Origin of the sequence: Actinomadura macra NBRC 14102, from assembly GCF_001552215.1 — a bacterium.
Lineage (GTDB): Bacteria > Actinomycetota > Actinomycetes > Streptosporangiales > Streptosporangiaceae > Spirillospora > Spirillospora macra.
Map to the genome: position 1 here is coordinate 545,923 of NZ_BCQT01000004.1, position 22,157 is coordinate 568,079.

A 22,157-nucleotide genomic window follows, 5' to 3' on the forward strand; every position below is an offset into this window, starting at 1 on the left:
GCACGGACCGCGACACGATGACGACGCTGCGATGACGACGCCGCGCAGCGACGACGCCGCGCAGCGACGATGGTGCGCAGCGGCGGTCGGCCGACACGGCTACGGCCGGCACCGGCGGGCGTTCGGTCAGGCGCGGAAGGCGTCGGCGTGCTCCACCGCCCACTGGGCGAACGTCCGCGCCGGGCGTCCGGTGATCTCCTGGACGGTCGGGACGACCGTGTACCCCACCTCGGGCGTGTTGCCGAGCGCCTCGACCAGAAACCCGATGACCGGCTCGGGCGTCCCCTCACTCCGCCACTTCTCCTTGGCCTGCTCCACCGTGAGCTCGACGAATCCGATCTCCCGGCCGACCGCCTCGCTGAGGGCCGCGACCTTCTGCGGGATCGTGACGGCCTCCGGCCCGGTGAGCACACAGGTCCGCCCGCCATGACCGCCGTCGACCAGGATCGTCGCCGCGGTCGCGGCGATGTCGGCCTCGTGGATCATCGCGCTCAGCCGGTACGCGAACGGCTCCCGGATCACGCCTTCGGCGCGCACCGGCCCAGCCCACCACTTGAGCGTGTTGGACATGAACTCGACCGGGTTGAGGAAGGTCCATTCCAGGTCACTGGCGACGATGGCCTGCTCAAGGGGGCCGTCATCACGTCCGCCGAGGACGGTCACGCGCCGTACGCCGCTCCGGACGGCCAGATCCACGATCTCCTGCCCGTTCTCCAGTGCGGAGTAGTCGTCGCCACCGAAGTTGATGAGGTGGGCGGCGGTGACGCCCTCGAAGACCCGCGCCAAGGTCCCGGTGATCGCAAGGTCGCCCGCGACGACCTCGACCTCGGCGGGAAGGTCGGCCGCCGCCGGGTTGCGCGTGAGCGCCCGTACCTTCTGCCCGTTCGCGACCAGCTGGTCGACCAGGTGGCGGCCGACGGTTCCGGTGGCTCCGGTGACCAAGATCGTCATTGGTGCTCCTCGCGTGCATCAGAACGGAATGTTCGGTTCCACTGTATCAGAACGGAACACTTCATTCCACAAATGAAGGGAGGGCTGCGGAGCGGCTGGTCAGAGCGGGACGTCAGAGCGGGACGTCAGAGCGGGTCGTCCAGCTCCGCCACGGCGGCGGAACGGAACGTGTTCATGAAGTCGGCCACCCGGTCGGTGGCCTCCATGCGCCAGAAGCGGCCGAGCTGGCCCTTGGCGTCCTCGTAGCCGAGTTCGTAGAGGCTCTCCACCCGCTTGGGGGAAAGATCGATCATTCCGGTGAGCGGGCCGGCGGGGCCGTGCGGCGAGATGGAGCGGCTCGGCATCACCTCGATGATCTGAAGCTCGGGGAACCGGGCGGGCTCGAAGAGCGGACGCGCATTCAGGTGCGCCACGACCACGGTCGGGCAGTCGGTGACCGCCAGCAACGCGCCGACCGGGATGTTGTCGCCGATTCCGCCGTCCCGATACGTCCGGCCTTCCACTCTTCTCGGTGGCAGGAGGATGGGCAGCCCGGCACTGGCGAGAATGGTGTTGTGGATCTGATCCGTGCGCAGGTGGTTGACCCGGCGCCATTCCGAGGACTCGCGAAGCAGCTTGCCCCGGACCACGTCCAGCAGCCAGCCGAAGCGCAGCGGATTCCCGCGTATCGGGCCGCTCTTGTCCCGGGCTCGCGACATCGCGAAGCTGAAGGGCAGCGGCGCCAGGGTCAGGCTGTTCGGATCGACGGACGGAAAGATCGACACCCACATCGGAATGCCCGCCCGCAGCGCGTGCTCGTCCACGTGCTTGGCCACGAGATCGTCCAGGAAGCCCGGACTGAGCATCGGGCCCCGCAGGCGCGGCAACAGATTGAGCCATTGGTGCAGGGCGGGTTCATCGAACACATCGCCCGGACCCGGCAGATCCGCGGCCTGCCGGACGATCTCGGGTTCGGCGGAGAACCGTGCGGGCCCGGTCTTCTCGGCGACCTCCCGCCAGACGCGCATGAGACGGTCGGCTCCCTCGCTGAGGGACGGCGCCGCCGCCAGGACGGCGCCGTTGAGGGCACCGATGCTGGCCCCGGAGATGGCGGTGACCGGAGTGCCGACCTCCGCGAGGAAACGCACCACTCCGGCCTGGTAGGCGCCCTTGGCGCCGCCTCCGGCCAGTACCAGCGCGACCGGCTCGTCACGGGGGTCGCGGCGGCCCGCGGCGTGAAAGACCGCCACCGGGTCCTGAAGCCCGAGGGGTTCCCCGTTGGGCAACGGGGCGCCTTGGCCGTAGAGCGGTTCCCTTGCACGCCGGCCGGCGCGGTCACCTATCTGCCTCGCCCGGCGGGCCAGTTCGGCGGCGTCATCGCTCACCGCGGCGTCTCCAGAAAGGCGTCGCGTTGCAGATCCTGGCGGGCGACGAGCTGGGCGTTGGCTTGCTCGTCCACCAATCGCTGGACAAGGCCGGTGACAGAGATGGTGCCGGGCATCCAGACCAACTCCCGGGCACAGGAGAACGCCTCCACACCCGGTTTCGGATTGCCTGCGCTCCCATCCCGGCTGGACAGGTCCAATGCCATGGACAATGCAGTTGACAGTGGGCCCTGTTCGGTGGCGAGTTCCGGGATCAACCCGACGCCGAGGATCTCGGCGACCATCAGCGCCTGATCGGCGTTCACCTCCCCCACCAGTTCGTCAAGGACCGCCGGAACCGGTCGCTGCCCGCTCCACCGGCCCTTCGAACGCGGATCGGAAAGGACCGCCCGGACCAGTTTTGGACGGAACTTCGCCCAGCTCTCCCGCGGCTGCGAGGCGCTCGCGGCACGGAGTTCGAAATGACCGCACGCACCCGTCCACACCTCCTGGGACAGGAGGACTACCTGACAGATCCAGGGAAGTTCCGCATAGGTCTTGCCATCCAGCCAGAGCCCGACCGAGTGCCCGAAGAAATCCTCGCTGCTCTGCCACAGCTCGCCCAGCGAGATCCGCTTCTCATGGTCGTCGATCCTTCTCGCATGATCGGCGAGGATCTTGGCGTGCTCGGCAAGCTCGGCCGAATGGATGTCCAGCAGCCGCTGGTGGGCGTCCAGCCGCGACCGGCAGACGTCGACGAGTTCGGCGAGCGAGGCGACGACATCGGACAACTCGGTGATGTCGGCGGCGTTCGAAGCGGCCATCCTCTCGGCGTGCCTCGACACGTAGGCCAGCCGGCGGACGTGCCCGGCGACCCGGGCCATGTCGGCGTCCAGCACGATCCCGCGCAGCCTCATCTCCTCAAGCCGCTCCACCAACGCGCGCTGGTGACCGACCATCTCCCGGTCGACCTGGAGCTGCGCCCGCCGGTCACGGCCGGTGATCCGGCCGACCAGCCGGCCGAAGAAGGACTGCCCGGCACGGTGCTCCACGCGGCGCCCGGTCAACTCCACCGACTGCGCCAACTCCTTGGTGGCCCGCCCGTAGGCGACCGGCACGCTGGCGACCAGAGATTTGATCCGCGACAACAGGCCCATCACGACAACTCGGTGAAGACGATGGGGTTGCCGAACAGCTGACCGCGCACCAGATAGGCGGGGACCACCACGAAGACCACCGGCCGGTCGAGGGACGAGGGATGCCACAACTCGACGGTGTCCTCGGTGACCGGGTGGGGCACCGAGAAGTCGAACTCCACCGGATGCCCGGACCCGGCGATGTTGGCGCGCAGCGCGGTGGTGGCCTTCAGAATCTGCGTGACCTTGGTGTAGTGGACCTTCTCCTTGTCCCGGTCGCCCAGCCGGAAGGACTTGGACTTGACCTCAAGCAGCGCGCGGAACTCCGCCTCGTTCACCTTGGGCTCACGGAAACAGGCCGAGACCAGCGAGGCGACGAGCCGTGCCTGGTGATACGGGAGTTGCCGGTCCTTGAGATCGAGCCCGGACAGTTCGGTGTAACTGTGCGCCAGGTTCCGGAACGAGTTCTCGCACAGGTGCCGCATCTGGCGGACGTAGTCCTCGTGGCGATGGGAGTCCTCGTCGGTCAGATCGGGCGCCTGGTGGACGAGTTCCGAGCGCAGGGCGCCGAGATCACGGTCCAGCCCCGTCTGGGTCGACTGGAGGCTCGCGAGCTGCCTTTCGAGCCCTTCTGCGTACCTTCTCAACTCACCTAGTTCCGCCTCCTGACGGTCGGTCTTGTCGGTGAGGTCCTTCAGTTGCTGCGTCTGGAGACGGAACGCGCTGAAAAGATCCTCCAGGCCGTCCTCCAACCCCTTCTTGGAGTTGAACAGCAGGTTGCTGACCGCGCTCAAGATACCCACTTCTTGGTCCATTCAGAGCCTCAGCGAAGGTAGTCGACGTCGAAGGTGGTTTCCTGTATTTCACCGGTACGCGGATTCTCGGCACGTGCCTGGGTCTGGTTGCCGCCGAACGACAGGTAGATGCGAACCGGCCGTTCCTTGGGATCCTTGCCTTTGGATTCGGCGAGATCGACGGTCACCTCGCCGAGCTTCTTGCAGGACTCCTCGGTCGCGTACTCCGGCTCATCCTCAAGGGAGGAGAAGAGCTTGATCGCAAGTTTGTCCTGGTCCTTGCTGATCGGGAAGTACGTGCGCGCCCGCTCCTCGTTCACCTCGACGCTCTCATCCGCCTTGACCAGCCGGTCGAACCGGATATCGCACTTGAGACCGTCATCGCCGGTCACCTGCGAGCTGATGGGGTCGACTCCGTGCCGAAAGTCCTTGCACACCGCAAGGCCGATCGTGTACCGAGAGCGCCGGGCGCGAATGGCGTCGGGGTCATAGCAGAAGTGAACCGCGCCGAAGAGCACGGCTGCGGCCGGGTCTTCGGCCACCAGAACCTCAGCCTTGTCGCGGAACCGTTCGTGAATGCACGCCTGGAGGTATTCGGACCGGCCGAAGCCGCCCACTATCACCAGCTTCTCCCGCTGGTTCGAGTAGCCGTCGTTGCGGCACATGACCGCCAGTTGCTCTTCGATCGTCTTCAGAATCGGCTCGATCGCCGAGTCGAAGATGGCCTGGGCATCGCCCTCCCGCACCACCAGGCCGCACTCGGCGCCGTACTCGCCGGTGAGCTGTCGGCGTTTGGTCTCGTCGAGCAGCCCCCACAGATGGTGGCCCATGCGCAGCCGGATCGGGTCGATGATGCGCGGCCTCCCGTCGATCTGGTCGACGATCAGGTTGACCTTCTCGCGCTCCCACCTCTCCTCCAGGTCATCGAGATCATGCCGGCACTGCTGCTTCGCCCGGCTCATGACGTCCGCCCCCAGGACCCGGGTCAGATAGTCGTCCATGAAGGCCACGTTCACGTACTCGGAACCGAACTTCCCGCCGTCGGGACGGCCGATCTCGTACAGGCGCGGCTTACCGTCCGGGGACACCTTCAGCCGAAAGGCGGTGATGTCGATGGTGCCGCCCCCGCAGTCGACGACCATGAAACGGTCACCGGGATTCGACAGGTCGAGATGCTCGCGGGCGTCGTCCGTACCGAGTACCCGCGCATGCCGAATCCAGCAGTAGACGGCGGCCGCCTCGGGCTCGCGGGTGATCAGAAGGCTGTTCTCGTCCTTGGGAAAGCCCGCCTCCTCCGCCGCGTTGCGCATCAGCGCGCGATCGTTCTCGTCCCAGATCGCCGGCACCGTCAGACACCAGCGGATGTGCTCCTCCCGATAGCCGCGCTTGGTGATGTCGGCCACCGCCTCCAAACGCACCTCACGCAGATAGGCGGAGATCAATTTCTGGACGTCCCGGGTATTGCGCAGGTAGACTTTCCCCTCGCCACGGGGCACGTCACCGTTGTACACCTCGGGCTTCAGCGCCATTTTGAACGCGTAGGCGTAGCCGTGCCGGTCGGCCTCGGCCGTCCCCTTCATCTGCCGCCATTTGCGCCAGGCGTGGAATCCGCGTGCCACCACCTCTTTGCCGTCGGCACCCAGCAGCAGTGCGGTGAGGTTCTTCGCGGTCGCCTCGGGGCTGCCACGGTGGTTGCTCTTGTAATTGATCTTCCTGTGGTCGGGTGAGTCGTTGATGGCGTCGATGGTGGCCCAGCCCCATCCCGTCCCATGCGTCCCGAAGTCCACAGCCGCTGCAACCTGATGTTTAGCCGTCATCCCCGTCCTCTGGCCATGCCTCCAGGCAGATTTCCCCTTGGCCAGGGTGGACCATCCCGCCGCCGGAAGCATGTCGTTGGCCACAAAAAGACAAGCGGCACCATCGGCGGCGTGTGCGGCGACCATCGATCTGATGGCGACAATAGACTTGAATGCTTTTGAGTACCTTCTCACCCCTGCTACGAATTGATCTCCCGACCGTCAAGATCAGCCACCGAGTCGACACTCTCCGAACCTCACAGAGGCGCGGCGAGGAGCGTTCGACGCTCACTATGTCTGTCAGGCGGTGGGGGTGAGCGTGGACGGCCTCAGGCCCCACCGCGGCGTCCAGCAAGCAGATGGAGAGCCCACCCGCCCTGCCATCTCTGTCGTCGGCTCGCGAAGCCCACAGCGGGCGCCCGGGCGCCCTTGGCAACGGACGAGCCGCTTCTACCGCATCCTGACTCATCGCCGCTGGCAGACGCTCCGCCATTCTGACGGAGCCCTATCCATGGCATCCGTGATCTGGGCGAATAACCCCGTGATCTCTGACAGCCGCGGGCTACCTGCATGACTCACATATTTTCTTGCCTATTTCGATAGAGTCTGATAGCCCTGCGCGAGGTCGCCGGACGGCGACCTTAGCTCTCACCTGGATGGCCGGGTTCCGTACCACATGGATGATCACATCATTGGCATGCCGCCACTCAGAGATTCCGTGTAGTCTGGGCAATCGAGCGTCACGAGCAGCCAGGGCAACCGCGCGAGACGGGACGGAGGCCACCGAGGGTGGTGCGGCACAGGTCAATACAACGTGCTGTTGCTCTTTGCGTCATCCTCATGTGCGCTTACCTACAGCTGGCATCCAGCACCTGTCTGCATTCCGTGAACCCCAGCCAATCCGCGGTATCGACCCCGGCACTGCTGGAGGATCCACGGAAGGTCGATGCGGCCACCTCCGACGACGGCTGCGAGAAAGAGCACTCCAGACGGAAGGCGCCCGAACATCTCACCATCCGGCTGACCAGCAGGGCCGTGGGCCCGCAACTGGTCAGGACGCCCGACGCTCTCTCATCCTCCGCTGTACGACGCGCCGCCGGGGCGAGTGCGATTCCTCGCCACGGTGCCCGGTTCATGCACGCGATCAGCGGCCAAGCCGCGCGGGACGTCCTGGTGTTCTTGCAGGTCTTCCGCTGCTGAAGCCGGCCATCCGACGTCCGATCTTCTTTTCGGCGTGCACCGTGTTCTGAGATAGCGCATCAGCGTTCTTGAGTGTTCAACACACGTGTAAGACAAATTCGTCGATACGCCTATGACGCGCCTCGACCACCGTGCACCCTGAATTGTCATAGCCAATTCCGTCCATGCTCCCGCCGCTTGTTTGGCGGTTCTTCGAGGTGTGTGTTTCGCATGCGTACTTTTATTGACCACGCGCGTTCGTTCCGCGAGGACGTCACCCGGCGCGGTGAGGATTTCCGCAGACTCGCCGCAGGTCAGTCGCCCCTGGCCTTGTTCATCAGTTGTTCCGACTCCCGGGTGATCCCGTCGCTGTTCACCGGGGCACGGCCGGGTGAGCTGTTCGAGCTGCGCACCGCCGGGAACATCGTGCCCCCGTACCGGCTGGACCGTCCTGCCGGTGAGGTGGCGACCATCGAGTTCGCCGTCGAGATCCTCGGCGTCGCCGACATCGTCGTCTGCGGTCACTCCCACTGCGGCGCCGTCGGGGCCCTGCTCGGCGGCGCCGATCTGGGCACCGCACCGGCGGTCCGCGAATGGCTGGCCGAGGTCGCCGGCGGACCGGCGAAGAACCACCCGTTCGCCCGTGCGCAAGACGGCGCGACCGCTGAAGCCCCGGGCGGTGATCTCGCGGCGGCGGTACAGAGCCACGTGCTGGCCCAGATGGACCGGCTGCGCCGCTACCCCAGTCTGCGACGGCGCGTCGCGGACGGCCGGGTCACCTTGCACGCCTGGTACTACGAGGTCCACACCGGATCAGTTCTCGTGCACCAGCCGGACACCGACGCCTTTCTTCCCCTGTAGCGAGGAGCTGATGTTCTCCACATCCTTGAGGTCCCCCCAGGTCCTGCGGGGCGAGATCTCCGCGTCCCTGGTCGTCTTCCTAGTCGCGCTGCCGCTGTGCGTGGGAGTGGCGGTCGCCTCCGGCGTCCCCGCCGGGCTCGGCCTGATCACCGGCATCGTCGGCGGACTCCTCGTCGGGCTGCTGCCCGGCAGCAGCCTGCAGGTCAGCGGCCCGGCCGCCGGCTTGACCGTGCTGGTCTACGAAGCCGTCCAAGAGTTCGGCCTCAGCGTCCTCGGTGCGATCGTCATGGCAGCGGGCCTGCTCCAGGTGATGCTCGGCCTGCTACGGATGGGACGCTGGTTCCGGGCCATCTCGGTGGCGGTGGTCGAGGGCATGCTCGCCGGCATCGGCCTCACGATCATCGCCGGGCAGCTGTACGCCATGGCCGGCGCGACCGCGCCCGGGTCGGGTATAGCCAAGCTCGCCGGCGTCCCGGAACTGCTCCTGGACAGCGCCGGATCGTCCACCGCGCTATCGGCGCTCGGCGTCGGCATCACGACGATCGGAGTACTGCTCGGCTGGCCGTACGTACCCGAACGGCTCCGCAAGGTCCCGGCGCCCCTCGTGGCCGTCGCGGTGGCGACGGGTGCGTCGCTGCTGCTGGACGCGCCGGTGGCCCGGCTCCAGGTGCAGGGCCTGCTCGGCTCGATCCAGCCGCCGCAGAGCGAGGATCTGGCCCGGCTCGCCGAGGTCGGCGTGGTGGGCACGGTGGTGGCGTTCACGCTCATCTCGTCCGCCGAAAGCCTGTTCAGCGCCGCCGCGGTGGATCGAATGCACGACGGTCCGCGCACCGACTACGACCGGGAGCTCATGGCCCAAGGGTTCGGCAACACCGTGTGCGGCGTGCTCGGCGCGCTGCCGATGACCGCGGTGATCGTGCGCAGTGCCGCCAACGTCCAGGCGGGTGCGCGGACCAAGGCGTCCCGGGTGCTGCACGGCTTCTGGCTGCTGCTCTTCGCCGCGCTGTTCCCGGCCGTGCTGGAGGTGATCCCGCTCGCCGCCCTCGCGGGGGTGCTCGTGTTCGCCGGCTGGAAGCTCGTCCCCTTCGCGCAACTGCGCGCACTGTGGCGGGAGCACCGGGGCGAGGCGGTCATCCTGGCCGTCACCGCCGTGGCGGTGGTGGCGCTCAACCTGTTCGAGGGAGTACTGCTCGGTCTCCTGCTGGCCGTGGTCAAATCGGCCTGGGACACCTCGCACCTCCACATCGACGTCCAGGGGGTGGACGACCCCGACGGCGTTCCCCAACTCCCGATCCGCGTCACGCTCACGGGCAACGCCACCTTCCTGCGCCTGCCGCAGATCATCGACACGCTGGAGGGGCTGCCCCGCCACCGGCCGCTTGAGTTGAATCTCGTCGGCCTACGGCACCTGGACCACGCCTGCCGCACGGCACTGACCAACTGGGTCGACCGTCACAATCAGGCCATTCCCGAACTCGTCCCGGTAGCGACGGCCAAGTCCTGAGCTCGCACACACCGAGGCGGCGGACACCCGGCAACGCGTCCGCCGCCTCGGCGAACCACACCGACCGATCAGGTGACATCGGCAGGCGCGCCGATCGGAGGGACGGTTCCGGGGTGACGTGAGGTTTCGTGGGCCGCGCGGACGTGAACCGTGCGGCCCTTGGCGATTGCGTTCAGGGACTCGTCGGAGTGAGGAGAACTCCGAAGTTCGTCCCCCCGAACCCGCGCCTGGCGACGCCGACGATGGCGCCGTTGTTGTTGATTCCGGTGGCGGTGACGATGTGGTAGCCGGAGTTCGGCGGGATCAGGGTGTCCAGGTCGGTCGCCACTCCGTTCTGGTAGACGAACCCGCCGTTCCTGTCCGAACCGACGATCACTCCCTTGTCGTTGAGCGCATTGGCGGACGCGGCGGCCAGGCCGGTGCCCGACACGTTGAGGTCGGTCACGGTTCCGTTGGCGAAGACGACGGCATGGGAGATGCCGCTCTCCTTGCCCGGGGTGTTGGTGGACACGCCGACGGCCACGCCGGCGGAGTTGACCGCCTTGGCCTCGGCGAAAGTGCCGCCGGGCAGCGTACCCAGATTCTTGATCTGGCCGTTGCACCATTCCACCGCGGGGAAGGTGTCGGTCAGAGTGGCCCCTCCCACGACCAGCCCATCGTTGTTGACCGCGTTCGCCCGGGCGTGTTGCCCGCCGGGCAGGTTGGGCAACCTGGTGATCGTGGTGCCCTTCACCGTCCAGGCGCTTGTCCGGTTGTTCGCGTCCAGCGTCTTGCCGGAGATCTGACCGTTGTTGCTGATCCCGGTGACTTCCACGTCGGCGAAAGGCAGATCGCCGTCCACTCCGACGTCCACACCGGTGGCCCCAGGGCTCGGCCAGGTGACCGGACGGTGGCGGTGAGTGAGCGGATCGGCGAAGAACACCTCCCCGCCCACCACACCGGACCGGTTGATCGCATGCGGCGTGGTGTACTGCCGGGTGTTGCCCGGGTCGCCCGGCGTGGACAGGAACGTGAGCGTGCTGGTCCCCGCCTTGATGACGAAGCCTTCCCCGTTCTGCGCCCCGGCCTGCTGGCCGACACCGATGATGTCCCCGCTGTCGTTGATCCCCAGGTACCGCTGGGCCGCGGCCGGGCCGATGGTCAGCGTGTAGTGCGGCGGAGCCGCGGCCGCGTGCGCCACACCGGTGTGCGCCACGCCGGACACGCCGCCGCCGACGATCGACACCGCCGCGCCCACGATGGCCGCCGACTTGCCGACGACCCGGAACCGAGACCCGAACATGCTCTCCGACAAGGAACGCTCCTTCATACTCGGCCGGCTCGTCGGCCGGTGCCGCTGAGGAGAGGCGACGTCGTCCACCCCGCAACAGGAGGTATGCGCGGGGGTTACACCGAACCTGGGGAGCCGGGACGGAGATACGCATCCGCTCTGCCAGCCGACGTCGTTCATGCCGATGAGGATCGGTACCACGCCGGGGACGCGCGTCGAGCACGTCCGCCTGCCATCGGGCTTCGAGGTCCATCACCTTGTTGGTCACGATCCCGGAGCTCAGCCAGGTCACGGCTCGGTCCCATCGCCGGGGTGACGGGATTTTCACGTCCATGGCGCCGCCGTGATGCCGCCAAGTGGTCTTCCACATGGCCAAGGTCTGCGTGATCAGTACCTATCGAACGGGTCATGTGATGCGGCGAGGTCCAGAAGGCGATTGACGCGCTTCACCGGGGGTTCCTAGCGTCATCGGGCGATGGTCGACGCCAGAAGGGAACCGGTTGTGATCAGCTCCTTCGTCCGCCTGCCGGGCGCACCGCCGCCGGCCCGTCGCGGCACGATCGTCCGCGCCGCCGGCGTTCTGGCCGCGGCCGCCGTCCTCGTCCACGGCCCCGCGACGGGCGCGGCGGCGAGCCCCCGCCCCGCCACGGCGAGCACGATGGGCTTCATCGGCTGTTCGATGGCGGAGAACGTGGCGCAGGGATACGTCGCGGCCGGGGGCACGCGCATGTGGGGCCCCTACGGGACGGGCGGCCTGGTCGTGCAGGCGTGGACGGACCCCAACTCCCCCGCCTGGAAGAAGTTCGACCAGCAGGCGGGCAAGTTCGGCAAGCCGGACGCCGTCTGGGTGCAGATCTGCGTCTTCGCTCGGGACGGAGCCACATACGACGAGGTGAAGCGGCTCATCGCCAACGCGCGAACGCACGCCGCAACCGACGCGACGATCTACGTCACGGGCCAGCCGTTCTACGAGACCGGCCACACATGCTCCCTGGCAGGGGCCAACGGCCCCAAACTGACCGACGACCTCGCCCGGCAGGCGGCCGCGGACGCGACGCAGAAGGCGACCTACTCCGGGTCGTTCCTTCTCAAGAACAACGAGGTCGCCTCCGATGGCTGCCACGCCAACACGGCCGGCCAACAGTCACTCGGGAAGAAGGCCCTGGAGCTCTGGAAGTAGGCCGTCACCCCTTGGGCTTGCGCCCCTTCCAGACGATGATGTCGAGTTTGACAAAGGTATTCGTTCCCTGCTTGCGCACACCCCTGACCGCGACTCCGGCGACGACACCGGTATCGGTGGTCACACAAAAACGCAGGGTTTTCGTCACCCGAGTACTCGCGGTGTAGCGAGTGGTGTCCCGGCACGTGGCATAGCTGATCTTCTCGCCACGTGTGATGACGACGATCCGGCCATCGGTGGCGGTGAGCTGTCCGGCACTGAAGCCGAGGTCCCCTCCGAAAGCGCCCTGGAGTGGGGCGATCGGCTCGTCCAAGAATCGCAGATGATAATCCCTGGGGATCTCGCTCCGTCCCGTGTTGAGCCGCGCGCCAAGCGGTTTGTCCTTGTACTTGCCCTCATAGGGGTCGGCGTCCCGATGGCTGAAGAACATCCACCCCACCACCCAGGCGATGACGACAAGCGCTGCCACCGCACCGCATCCGATCTTGATTCGGATCACCGGCCGGCCGCTGGTGCGTTGTGGCTGCGGCTGTGGTGGCGGCTGCGGCTGCTTCTTGGCCTTTTTCGGCTTGGCCCGTTGACCCGAACGCCGCTTCGTCGGCGGGCTCATCGGCCGGACGACATGCGGGGCCGCGTTCCCGGTCGACCGGAGCCGTCCGAGGAGTTGACGCACCTCACCGGCCTTACCCGGCTCGCCGATCAATGTGAGGAATTCGGCCATCGATTGCAGCGCGCCTCTGGCGGTCGCGAGGTCGAGATCGTTGAGCTGTTCGTGCGATGTGAGGTTACGCGCCTCCCGCACCCGATACGCAAGATTCCGGGCCTGCCTCGGCAGCACCTTGGGACCAAAGGCCCGCTCGTCTTTGGTGAGCACCCAGATCAGAAATCCCAGATCCCCGAGATGCTCTTGGGGCGACCCGGGACGAGGGTGCCGCCGCACGAATTCCGGAAGCCAGTTCTTTCCGTGCACCCCGATCATCCGCTTCTGGACGAATGGGTTCAATACCTGGGCAACCGTCCGCAGACCGGCCGTCACCTGGTCTTGATTGACTAGCTTCGTCGTCACCGAAGCAGCATAGGGACCACCACACTGCCCGCCAGATGAATCCCGACAAATGGCCACTCGTGGACTCTCCGCCCACACGAGAGACGTCTCACCCCCGATCGGGTGCCCACTCCCGTTTCGAGATCGTCCCGCACGCCCTTTGCGCCTCGCGGGAACGAGCATTGCCGCGCCGCCGCCAAGCACCACGCCTTGCGCTGTCGGGCGTCCAGCCGATGCCTCGCCCTCCCCGTGCCCCTGGTCTCAGTCGGTGTGGCAGGAGTCGGTGCCTGAAGCCGGGACGTCCAGTGTGGGGTTGGTGTCGAAAAAGCCCACGGGCTTGAGGACGAAGCCGCAAGTGTCGACCGGCATGACCGGCCAATCCTCGGGGCGGGGGAAATGGGTGGCCCCGAAGGAGTGCCAGACGACCAGGTCCTGGTTCTCCAGCGGGCGGTCGCCGGCGATGAAGGCGGGAAGCCCCTGGCCGGGCGGGCTCTGGTTGACGAACTCTCCGGCCGGGTACCGCTCGTCGGGGTCGTATTGGGTGACCCACAGGTGGTGGCCTGCGAACGCGGCGCGGCCACGGATGGATGAGCCTTCCGCCGCCAGCAGCGGCGGACGGGCGTCGGGCAGCAGGACGTAGCCGACCGGCCGTCCCAGGCGGTTCGGCGAGCCGGGGTTGGTGATGCGCCAGACCCGCCCGCTCACCGGGTCGGCGTCGCGGACGGCCTCCGACTCGGTGCGCAGCGGCGTGTCCTTGTAGGTGAAGGCGTTGCCGTAGGGGTTGCCCGGCCCCATGGGCACCCGCTCGACCTCCTGCTCGGCGATGGAGTTGGTCGTCCCATCGACCGTCATGTCCAGCCTGGCGCAGTACAGGTGCTGGTGGAAAGGTGCGGCGAGCCCGGGGGCCACATGGGCGGCGTGACGGTCGCCCTCCACGTGCGCGGAGGTGAACAGGATGCCGGTGGCCTTGACCTCCAACTGGATGGCGCCGTCAAGGTAGAGGTACCAGTAGAAGCCGTAGTCGTAGTTGCCGACGGTGAGGAAGAAGGAGATCACCAGGCGCCGCTGGCGGCGTACCTCCCGCGATCCGGTGAAGATGTCGGTGTGCTTCCAGAGGATGCCGTGATCTTCCTCGTGCAGGCAGATGGCGTTCTCGATCACGTTCGGCCGGCCGTCCCCGTCGGCCAGGACGGCGTCGAAGTAGTAGATCTCGCCGAGGCAGTCGCAGCCGCGGGCGAGAGGGTTGGCGGACTGGCCGAGCAGGTACTCGCCGGCGTCGAAATAGTTCTGCCAGAAGCGCGTCGGGCTGGGATCGCCGTACGGCACGACCATCTCCGCGATCGAGGCACGGTAGACGACCGGCCGTCCGCCGAAGGAGAGCTGGTGCAGTGTCAGGCCCTCGCGGGCGTCGAAGCCGACCCGAAAACGCCAGTTCTCCCACTCCACGACGTCGTCGGTGACGGTGAAGGAGGCCCCCTCCGGCTGAGTGATCTCGATGGGCTTCTGGGTGTCGCGCAGGCGCGCCGGGCGGTCGAAGTTGCCCTCCTCCGCCGGGATGGGCAGGTCCTGGTGGTCATGGAACTCGGTCACCCGGCGGGCGAGGACGTCCACGTAGGCCACGACGCCGTCGATCGGGTGGGCCCAGCAGTGGTCGTCGGGACGGTTCTGCAGGAACATCAGCGCGCGCAGCATCCGGCGGCCGCTCTCACCCTCGATCCCGTAGTCGCCGGCCGACAGCGGCGCCACCCTGACCAGGTCGAGGTCGGTGACACCGCGCCTGTCCATGGCCTCGGTGAACCGGGGATCGGCCTTGACGATCTCCTCGACGGCCGGGAACTCCTCAAGGAGCACCGGGGGTTGCCCGGCGGTGATCGCCTCCACCCGGTCGACGGCTCCGCGCGTCAACGACGCGATCACCGTCCGGGCGTCTCCGGTCGCCAGGTCGAGCAGGACGGCCCGCACCCGCCGGTCGATCGGGGCGCCGTCCTCGTGGGCCAGTACCTCGGCCTTCGGCGGCTCCTCCAGACCCAGGTAGGGGAACCGTGTCGTCTCGGTGACCAGTCCATGTGCCTCCAGCAGGGCGCGGGCGGCGGTGATCTCGTCGGTGGTGAGTCGGGCGAGCGGGCTTGCCATGATGCCTCCGTTGCCAAAGGTGAACACAGAGCCGGTGGAGCGACGATTCAGCCGGTGAGAGGGATCCACGAACCGTGCGCGCCCGAGCGCAGCAGCGAGGACAGGCCCGCGTCGTGGAAGGCGCGCTCGATGTCGGCATGCGAACTGCTGAAGTGCGCCCAACCGTCGTGGTGGGCGGCGATCACCACCGGCGCCCCCAGCATCACCGCAGCGGCGCAGACCCCGGAGCCGTCCAGTGTCAGAGGCCGGCCCTGGAAGAGCATCTCTACGCGCGCCGACCCGCCGAACAGCACCGCCGCGTCGATGGCGGGCGCCCGCCTGGCGATCTCGGCCACCGTGCCGAGGGACGCGTTGTCTCCGCTGACGTACACCGTGGGCAGGCCCTCGCCCGACAGGACGAAGCCGGTCACCTCGCACAGGATGTTGCCATCGGCGTCGCGGGGCGCGTCCGCGGGTCCGTGGACGGCGGGCACGGCCAGCACCTCGAGGTCACCGCCGCCGTCCGGCCGCGGCACCCGATGGCCGGTCCAGACCGGGAGACCGACCGCCGGGGCGCCCAGCCGAGCGGCCGTGAGCGGCCCGGTGAGGATCAGTGGCGACGCCAGGGCGAACGCCCGTCCCCGGTCGTCGAGGTTGTCGGGGTGCTGGTCGTGGCTGATGAGCACCAGATCGACCGTGCCAAGCTCGTCCTCGGCCACGGCCGGTCCCGCCGTCTTGGCGACGGGACCGTGGGGGCCCGGGCCGTCGAAGGTCGGGTCGGCGACGATGCGTAGACCGCCGAGGTCGAGCACCGTGGTCGGGCCGCCGATCACCATCGCCGCGCAGTGCTGCCGTTCCAGCATGTCGTCATCACCGGTTTCCTCTAGGGTCGTGGCCGCTCACGACCGTTCCTGCCCATGAGACAAGATCGGGAGGCAACGGGGACCGCATGCGGCCCTCAGGGCCAAAACCCTCAGTTCGGTGCCGACCTTCCGCTACGGAGAGTGTCCGGCGACCCGGGTTTGGACGGGTGGTTCGCGGCCGGCGCGGACGATGCCGTCGTCGTCGCTGGAGAGCCGGACACCGGAACGGAACCGCGCGCCATCGAAGACGAACGGGCGGCGTCGGCACAAAAGTACCGCTGGGAGGTCTTCTGCAAGCTTTGCCGGACCGCGGCTTCTATGCGCACTTTCAGGCGATATAGGCCCGAGTCCCGTACGCGGCACCGGAACGCGAATGGGTGCGGTGCTCGGCGTACGGGCCGAGGCGATCAACCTGGAGGCGAGCGTCCGCCGGGACAAGATCCGAGCCTGGGACAGCCGCCGCACACTCCCCCGAGGCCGCCGATCGGAGACGAGCGCGGGTCCGGCCGAGCCTTCGCTCGAACCGGACCCGCAGGTGGTGACGCGACCTGTCAGCAGGTCACCGAGATGGGCGAGGACTCCGTCCTACCTCTGGCAGAGCGCGGCGTATAGCCCACCGGGAAGATCACGTCGTGGTAGCCGACGGTCTTGTAGTAGGAGGTCCCGTGGCCCCGGCATGGCTCGGCGGCAGCCGAGGTGACGTACGTTCCTTCCTTGTACTTGTACTCGCCGGTCCCGACCAGTGCCCAGCCGTAGCCGGGATACCACCTGTACAACTCCGCTTGCGTGCCGACCCGGGGCACCGCCACCGAGCAGTTTGTCGTGGATTCGCCTGCCACTGCCTTCGGCAGATTAGCGGGCAGGTAGGGGAACGCCGCTCTGATCGGGCAGTTGATGACGGTCGGCCTTTCGGATCCCGCAACTGGTGTCGATCTGGCGGATAAGGTGATGGCGGCTCGGTCGCCGGCGATCTGAGGGAGAGACGACGCCTCCTTGCCGGCAGCGGCCGACGCCGACCCGAACAGGACGGCGCTACCGAGGGTCGAGGCGGTCACCACGACCGCGATTTTATGGGACGTTACTACCATGATGAATCCTTCTTGACCATTGTAAGGCGATTTGTGTGAGACGGCATACGAGCATGATGGTCGAGCAGCGATTCTCATCCGACTCGGGACGCCTGCGTGCTTTGCGCAGCACGAAACTATCTCAGGCTTGACCTACTGGACGATGTCAGGGAATCGGCCGCGGCTCCGGATGCGCCTGGGCGCTGATGACGGATGCCGTCGCTTATGAAGCCAGGACAGCGCTGGTCAGGACGGCGTTCTCTCGGCGATCGCCAACTCGAAGACGCCCCTCGAAAGACCTGCCGGCCGCACCCGGCGCTGATCGACTAAATCGACACTCACTCCTTCCGAGTTCTTGACGGGCGGTCGCTGTCGCCCTCATCTAAGCGGCGTCAATTTTGGTCTACAAGAGCCGTGGCCGACTGCGGACTCGGAAGTCTCACGGGTTGCGCCCACCGGCCGAGAATTGTTAGTCGTACGCACCAGATCTATTTGATGTCTCAAATATTCCGTCATCGGCGCCTGACATGAGCGCATGGATGACGAATCGAGTCATGGACAGGGGTCTGATTCAGGAAATCACCGTTATTGGATCGCTGCATGCACACCGAACGGATTTTGCCGTCACCCTACGCCGCCAAGTTTCACAAACGGACCGCTATGATGAACCCCGGAGCAATTTTTGGTGACGTCGATGACGGTGCGGGTTCTCATCTCCAGGCCACGGCTCGAATTCCCAGTAAGTGTGCGCACGGGGAACGGGGGCGCATGAGACGAGGACCGGAGCCGGACGGGCCGAGAACGCGCTTGCACCCGGCCTCGTACGGACCGATGCGTGGTTGACGACGCTTGCCGTCCTCGGTCTCGGGTGCCCTACAACACGCCGTGACGCCGCACCTCCCGTCCGAAGCGGCCAGGACACAGCGCAAGAAGTCACCCCTCTCACAACAGCCCATTCGTATACGGAAGCTGTCCAAAATTCACAATCCACGTCGCATCGATTTTCGGACAGAACCAAGCGGGCCGATTCGGCATGGAGCGTGACCTGACCAGGCACCTTTCGGGTCGCCATGAGGCCGCTTCAAGGCAGCGGCCTTTACTGCAATCAGCGTCGTCCACGCGCATGCCACGCCCGAGCGACAGCCGAATACTCCAGGTCAAACGGGATTGACCCGCGTAAACCCTGAAGCGGCAAGCGCCGGGCAGCCTTCCCAAGCTCGGCTGTTAACAAGAACGGTCCAGAGCATTGAAAATCCAGTGGCTTATGAACAAGCGCGTCACCCCCCACTGGTCACCTACTATTCATCTATCCCTTTCCATACCTCAAGCCGCAAACGTTAAATATTGGGCCCAACAGTTCTGGCGTCGTAGCGAGTGCGATACGAACCCACCTTCCGAGCGGTCGAAGGAGTGCGATCCGTGACGCATCGTGGCCGGCGCACGCGGGCCCTCGTCGCCGTCGTCGTGGGGCTGTCCGCCGTTCCAGTGGCCGCGTTCCTCACCGTCCGGGCGACACAGGACCACACGGCGACCGTCGGCCCGTCGATGCCGTCCCCCGACGCGTCCCGCCCGGTCGAGCCCCTCACCACGCCGGACCTGCCGCCCTCGGCGCCCATCCGCGTCGAAGTGCCGCGCATCGGCGTCCGGACCTCGCTGATGAAGCTGGCCAAGAACCCGGACCAGACAATCGAGACACCCCCTCTCGGCCGCGCCCAGGAGGCCGGCTGGTACCGGCTCGGCGCCGCACCCGGCAGCCGGGGCGCCGCCGTGATCACCGGACATGTGGACACGCCCCACGGCCCGGCCGTGTTCTACCGGCTCGGCCGGCTACGTCCCGGCGACCAGGCGAGCGTGCTGCGCGCCGACGGCCGCACCGCCGTATTCGAGATCGACTCCGTCGAACGCTTCGGCAAGGACCACTTCCCCACGAACCGCGTCTACGGCGACCCCGGCTACGCGGCGATCCGCCTCATCACCTGCGGCGGACGCTTCGACCGCACCACCGGCCACTACGTCGACAACGTCATCGCCTTCGGCCACCTGCTGCGCTCTGAGGAGGCGCACTGATATGCGGCCGGTGTCCGGAACCAGCACGGTCGTCCCCCCGCGGTTCCCGCGGCCGGGGCACTTGGTGCCGCGCAGCGGCCCGTCCGCCACCCTGCGACCGCTCAGCGGTCACCACCACGCGGTGCCCGGCGTCTCCTCGACCGCGGCCGTGCCCGCCCCGCCCGCCGCGAGGATCGCGCCGCCCCCGGTGGGACGGCACCGGATCGCGCCACCGCTCCCGGACGACCGCCCCCGCCCCAAGCGCAAGGACGGCAAGCGGGACCTCCCACCCACAGCCGCGGACGCGATGCGGGTCACGGTCCTGATCCCGGCGCACAACGAGGCCAAGCAGATCACCGAGACGATCGCCTCGCTCCGCGGCCAGGAACGCCCGCCGGACCAGATCGTGGTGATCGTGGACAACTGCACCGACGCCACCGCCGCGTTCGCGCAGCTCTGCGGCGTCGAGATCGTCGGCACCCGGGACAACAAGCACAAGAAGGCCGGCGCACTGAACCAGGTCCTCGACCGCCTCCTGCCGATCCTCGGCCCGGACGACGCGATCATGGTGATGGACGCCGACTCGGCGCTCGATCCGGGCTTCATCCGGCACGGTGTCAGCTACCTCGCCACCGGCCGGTACGCCGCCGTCGGCGGCACCTTCACCGGCAAGGCGGGGGGCGGCGCTGTCGGCATGTTCCAGCGCAACGAGTACGCCCGCTACGCCCGGGACGTCCGGCGTCTGCAGGGCAAGGCGCTCGTCCTCACCGGCACCGCGACGATCTTCCGCGCCACCACCCTCCAGGAGGTGGTCGCCGCCCGCCGCGACGGCCGCCTCCCCGGCCCGCCGCACGCCTACGACGTCCGCGTGCTGACCGAGGACAACGAGCTGACCCTCGCCATCCTCCACCTCGGCTTCCGCATTCTCTGCCCCCGGGAGTGCACCCTCACCACCGAGGTCATGCCGACCTGGCGCCAACTCGCCCGGCAAAGGCTCCGCTGGAAGCGCGGCGCGCTCGAGAACCTCGTCGACTACGGCTGGACGCCGATCACCCGCCCCTACTGGGGCCGCCAACTGCTCTCCCTGATCGGCATCATCGTGATCACCGCCTACCTGGCCTCGCTCGCCTACTCGGCGATCTGGCTCGGCGGGGTCAAGCTCATCCCCCTCTGGGCCGGCGTCACCGTCATCTTCATGATCGAGCGTGTGGTGAGCGTCCGGCAGCGCGGCGCCCTCCAGATGGCGCTCGCCTCCACCATCGTCGTCGAAATGACCTTCGACGTCTTCCTCCAGATGGTCCAGGCGCACGCATTCTGGCAAGCCGCCTGGCGTAAAGAAAGGAAGTGGTAGGCATGTACCACAATTTCCCTGCCGGCGGCGTGGCCGCCGGCTTCGGGGGCGCCGCCGCCGCGTCCTCGTGGCTCGGACTCCAGGCGCTCTGGCTCGGCCTGGCCCTCTTCACCCTGGTATCAGCAGGTTTGGCGGTGAAACGGATCCTCCCCACCCGCAAGGGCTGACAACGGATGAAGGCCGGACCCGCCCCGGCCTTCATCCGGCTTCCGCCGACGAACGGAACCGCGAAACCCGAGCGCGACGTCAAGGAGGCGCTCGACTGAGTGCCCCGTCGGCAGCCAAGCCCGAGCATGACGCAGGACGTCTCTATGGGGCCCAACGTGGCCCACGTCCTGAGCTAGAACGCATCACAAGGTGGGCATAGAGCAGGTCTCGGAGCGGCCCCCAACGGGTATGTGCGCCCCTGCGGCACCCGCGACCGTCCCGCATGTGCCCGGCCGAGTCCCGCCAACAGGACGAGGCGAACCAGCAGATCCAGGGCTGCCGGTGACGGCGGGTGGACAACGCCGCGAAGGCGCGCCAGGACTTGATCACGGAGGCGAGTGGAGCCGAGTTGATCGCGACATGGTCCAGGGTCACGCAGCGCGGCGGTCGAATGCTAATGACGCGTCATTAAAGGCTAAGGCAGTGATAGGTGACGGTCGCAGTGGCGCCCGGAGCGAACCACACGGTCCCACTGACGTTCCCGCCGAGGTTGCAAAGGACTGTGGGACGTATCCTGACAGGCACCGATGCTGACTGCCCGGGCTCAAGCGTCCCAGCGCCCCCGGTGTAGATCCGCCCGTTCGCCGAGCGGACCTCCGAGACCGACCAGTCCACCGGGCCGCCTTCGGCGGTGAGCCTGAGGTAACAGGTGATCGGCAACGCGATCGCGTGAAAAACCTGACAGTTCCCATCGTGCACCATGAGCCGCCCGCGCACGCCCGCCGGTTGGTGGTGCTTGCTGGGCTGGGCAGTCGGCGTCGCCTCGTCCTTCTGCTGGGTGGGCTCGGGGGACGGCGTGATCGCGGGCGGCGTGGGGCTTTCGGGCGACGTCGGGGGCCGAGTCGCTCCGGCAGTCGGGGTCAACGCCATGGGCGGCGCGCTCACGCCTTCTCCGTCCGTCACATCGAGAAGCACGAGCAGGCCGGCAGTGAACGCGGCCCCGGTGACGAGACCGGCGATCACCAGCCGGCGGTGTCCACGTCTTTGCACCTTCCGGCACTGATGGCGCACCAGCAGGTAAAGACGGTCCCGGAACATCTCCGGGGTGGAAATGAGTTCGGGCCTGTCCCGCAACATGAGCAGCGTCGACCGGACGGCCGCCACCGCGCGGTCATGGTCGCCGAGCAGGATTTCGGCGTACTGGGTCAGCTCGGGCCCGTACACGCCGTACACGTGACCGCCCGCCCCCGGTCGGCCGGCCCGCAGCGCTTCGACCATTCGGACGTCTTCGTCCGAAGGTGGTGCGTTATGCCTGGGCACAGGCGAATTCTAACCGAATAACACATTCAGTAACGGGCCGGAACCGGACAGCTCGCATCCGTTCTGCCGGTTCCCGAGCGATTTTGTCACAAATCTATCGGTGTCCAATAGTTCAGGATGCCGTTGCGTTACCGCTGGCCGGGGCGACACCGTCCCTCCGCCGGTCGTCTGGTCGGCCCCCACGACCAGGCC

17 protein-coding genes are annotated in these 22,157 nt (G+C 67.4%); 6 read left to right on the forward strand and 11 right to left on the reverse strand.

Going from position 1 to position 22,157, the window contains the following annotated elements; genetic code table 11:
• Positions 1-126: 126 nt before the first annotated feature.
• The 5 genes from AMA02S_RS07315 to AMA02S_RS07335 form a co-directional block, all read right to left on the reverse strand.
• A complete protein-coding gene (locus tag AMA02S_RS07315; protein WP_067453507.1) occupies positions 127-951 on the reverse strand; it encodes an NAD(P)H-binding protein in 825 nt (274 codons plus the stop codon).
• Between the two features lie 125 nt (positions 952-1,076).
• The gene (locus AMA02S_RS07320; RefSeq protein WP_067453510.1) at positions 1,077-2,315 is read right to left on the reverse strand and encodes a patatin-like phospholipase family protein; all 1,239 of its coding nucleotides are present in this window, start codon (positions 2,313-2,315) and stop codon (positions 1,077-1,079) included.
• A complete protein-coding gene (locus AMA02S_RS42775) occupies positions 2,312-3,451 on the reverse strand; it encodes a hypothetical protein (RefSeq protein ID WP_067453512.1) in 1,140 nt (379 codons plus the stop codon). Before AMA02S_RS42775 ends, AMA02S_RS07320 begins: the two co-directional genes overlap by 4 nt.
• On the reverse strand, positions 3,451-4,224 hold the full coding sequence (locus AMA02S_RS07330; protein WP_157430442.1) for a hypothetical protein: 774 nt from the start codon (positions 4,222-4,224) through the stop codon (positions 3,451-3,453). Before AMA02S_RS07330 ends, AMA02S_RS42775 begins: the two co-directional genes overlap by 1 nt.
• Positions 4,225-4,253: 29 nt before the next feature.
• Entirely contained in the window at positions 4,254-6,167 is a 1,914-nt protein-coding gene (locus tag AMA02S_RS07335; RefSeq protein WP_157430443.1) for an Hsp70 family protein, read from the reverse strand.
• A 1,263-nt stretch (positions 6,168-7,430) separates the two neighbouring features.
• On the opposite strand from AMA02S_RS07335, the gene AMA02S_RS07340 reads away from it, so the two are divergent.
• Both AMA02S_RS07340 and AMA02S_RS07345 read left to right on the forward strand, forming a co-directional pair.
• Positions 7,431-8,060 carry a carbonic anhydrase gene (locus AMA02S_RS07340; RefSeq protein ID WP_067453521.1) on the forward strand — a complete coding sequence of 210 codons (630 nt, stop codon included), beginning with the start codon at positions 7,431-7,433 and terminating at the stop codon, positions 8,058-8,060.
• Positions 8,061-8,070: 10 nt separating this feature from the next.
• The gene (locus AMA02S_RS07345) at positions 8,071-9,564 is read left to right on the forward strand and encodes a SulP family inorganic anion transporter (protein WP_067453524.1); all 1,494 of its coding nucleotides are present in this window, start codon (positions 8,071-8,073) and stop codon (positions 9,562-9,564) included.
• A gap of 172 nt (positions 9,565-9,736) precedes the next feature.
• On the opposite strand, the gene AMA02S_RS41485 is transcribed toward AMA02S_RS07345, so the two are convergent.
• A complete protein-coding gene (locus tag AMA02S_RS41485) occupies positions 9,737-10,858 on the reverse strand; it encodes a hypothetical protein (RefSeq protein WP_157430444.1) in 1,122 nt (373 codons plus the stop codon).
• A gap of 478 nt (positions 10,859-11,336) precedes the next feature.
• On the opposite strand from AMA02S_RS41485, the gene AMA02S_RS07355 reads away from it, so the two are divergent.
• Positions 11,337-12,014: a hypothetical protein gene (locus AMA02S_RS07355; protein WP_067453531.1), complete on the forward strand. Its 678-nt coding sequence runs from the start codon at positions 11,337-11,339 to the stop codon at positions 12,012-12,014.
• Between the two features lie 4 nt (positions 12,015-12,018).
• Here the strand turns inward: AMA02S_RS07355 and AMA02S_RS07360 are convergent, their stop codons facing one another.
• The 4 genes from AMA02S_RS07360 to AMA02S_RS07375 all read right to left on the reverse strand — a co-directional run bounded on the left by AMA02S_RS07360 (position 12,019) and on the right by AMA02S_RS07375 (position 17,122).
• Positions 12,019-13,080, reverse strand: a complete 1,062-nt coding sequence (locus tag AMA02S_RS07360) for a Swt1 family HEPN domain-containing protein (protein WP_157430445.1) — start codon at positions 13,078-13,080, stop codon at positions 12,019-12,021.
• A gap of 240 nt (positions 13,081-13,320) precedes the next feature.
• Entirely contained in the window at positions 13,321-15,192 is a 1,872-nt protein-coding gene (locus AMA02S_RS07365) for a primary-amine oxidase (RefSeq protein WP_067453538.1), read from the reverse strand.
• 47 nt (positions 15,193-15,239) lie between these two features.
• Positions 15,240-16,034, reverse strand: a complete 795-nt coding sequence (locus tag AMA02S_RS07370; protein ID WP_218004869.1) for an MBL fold metallo-hydrolase — start codon at positions 16,032-16,034, stop codon at positions 15,240-15,242.
• Between the two features lie 551 nt (positions 16,035-16,585).
• The gene (locus tag AMA02S_RS07375) at positions 16,586-17,122 is read right to left on the reverse strand and encodes a hypothetical protein (RefSeq protein WP_067453540.1); all 537 of its coding nucleotides are present in this window, start codon (positions 17,120-17,122) and stop codon (positions 16,586-16,588) included.
• A gap of 1,398 nt (positions 17,123-18,520) precedes the next feature.
• Here AMA02S_RS07375 and AMA02S_RS07380 point away from each other — a divergent pair.
• The 3 genes from AMA02S_RS07380 to AMA02S_RS41490 are packed head-to-tail and all read left to right on the forward strand — an operon-like array spanning position 18,521 to position 20,665.
• Entirely contained in the window at positions 18,521-19,168 is a 648-nt protein-coding gene (locus AMA02S_RS07380; protein WP_157430446.1) for a class F sortase, read from the forward strand.
• A gap of 10 nt (positions 19,169-19,178) precedes the next feature.
• Entirely contained in the window at positions 19,179-20,498 is a 1,320-nt protein-coding gene (locus AMA02S_RS07385) for a glycosyltransferase family 2 protein (RefSeq protein WP_218004870.1), read from the forward strand.
• A gap of 2 nt (positions 20,499-20,500) precedes the next feature.
• Positions 20,501-20,665, forward strand: coding sequence for a hypothetical protein (locus AMA02S_RS41490; RefSeq protein ID WP_157430447.1), 165 nt, complete (start codon positions 20,501-20,503; stop codon positions 20,663-20,665).
• A gap of 448 nt (positions 20,666-21,113) precedes the next feature.
• Here AMA02S_RS41490 and AMA02S_RS07390 read toward each other — a convergent pair whose 3' ends face one another.
• Positions 21,114-21,869, reverse strand: a complete 756-nt coding sequence (locus AMA02S_RS07390; protein ID WP_157430448.1) for a hypothetical protein — start codon at positions 21,867-21,869, stop codon at positions 21,114-21,116.
• Positions 21,870-22,157 lie beyond the last annotated feature (288 nt).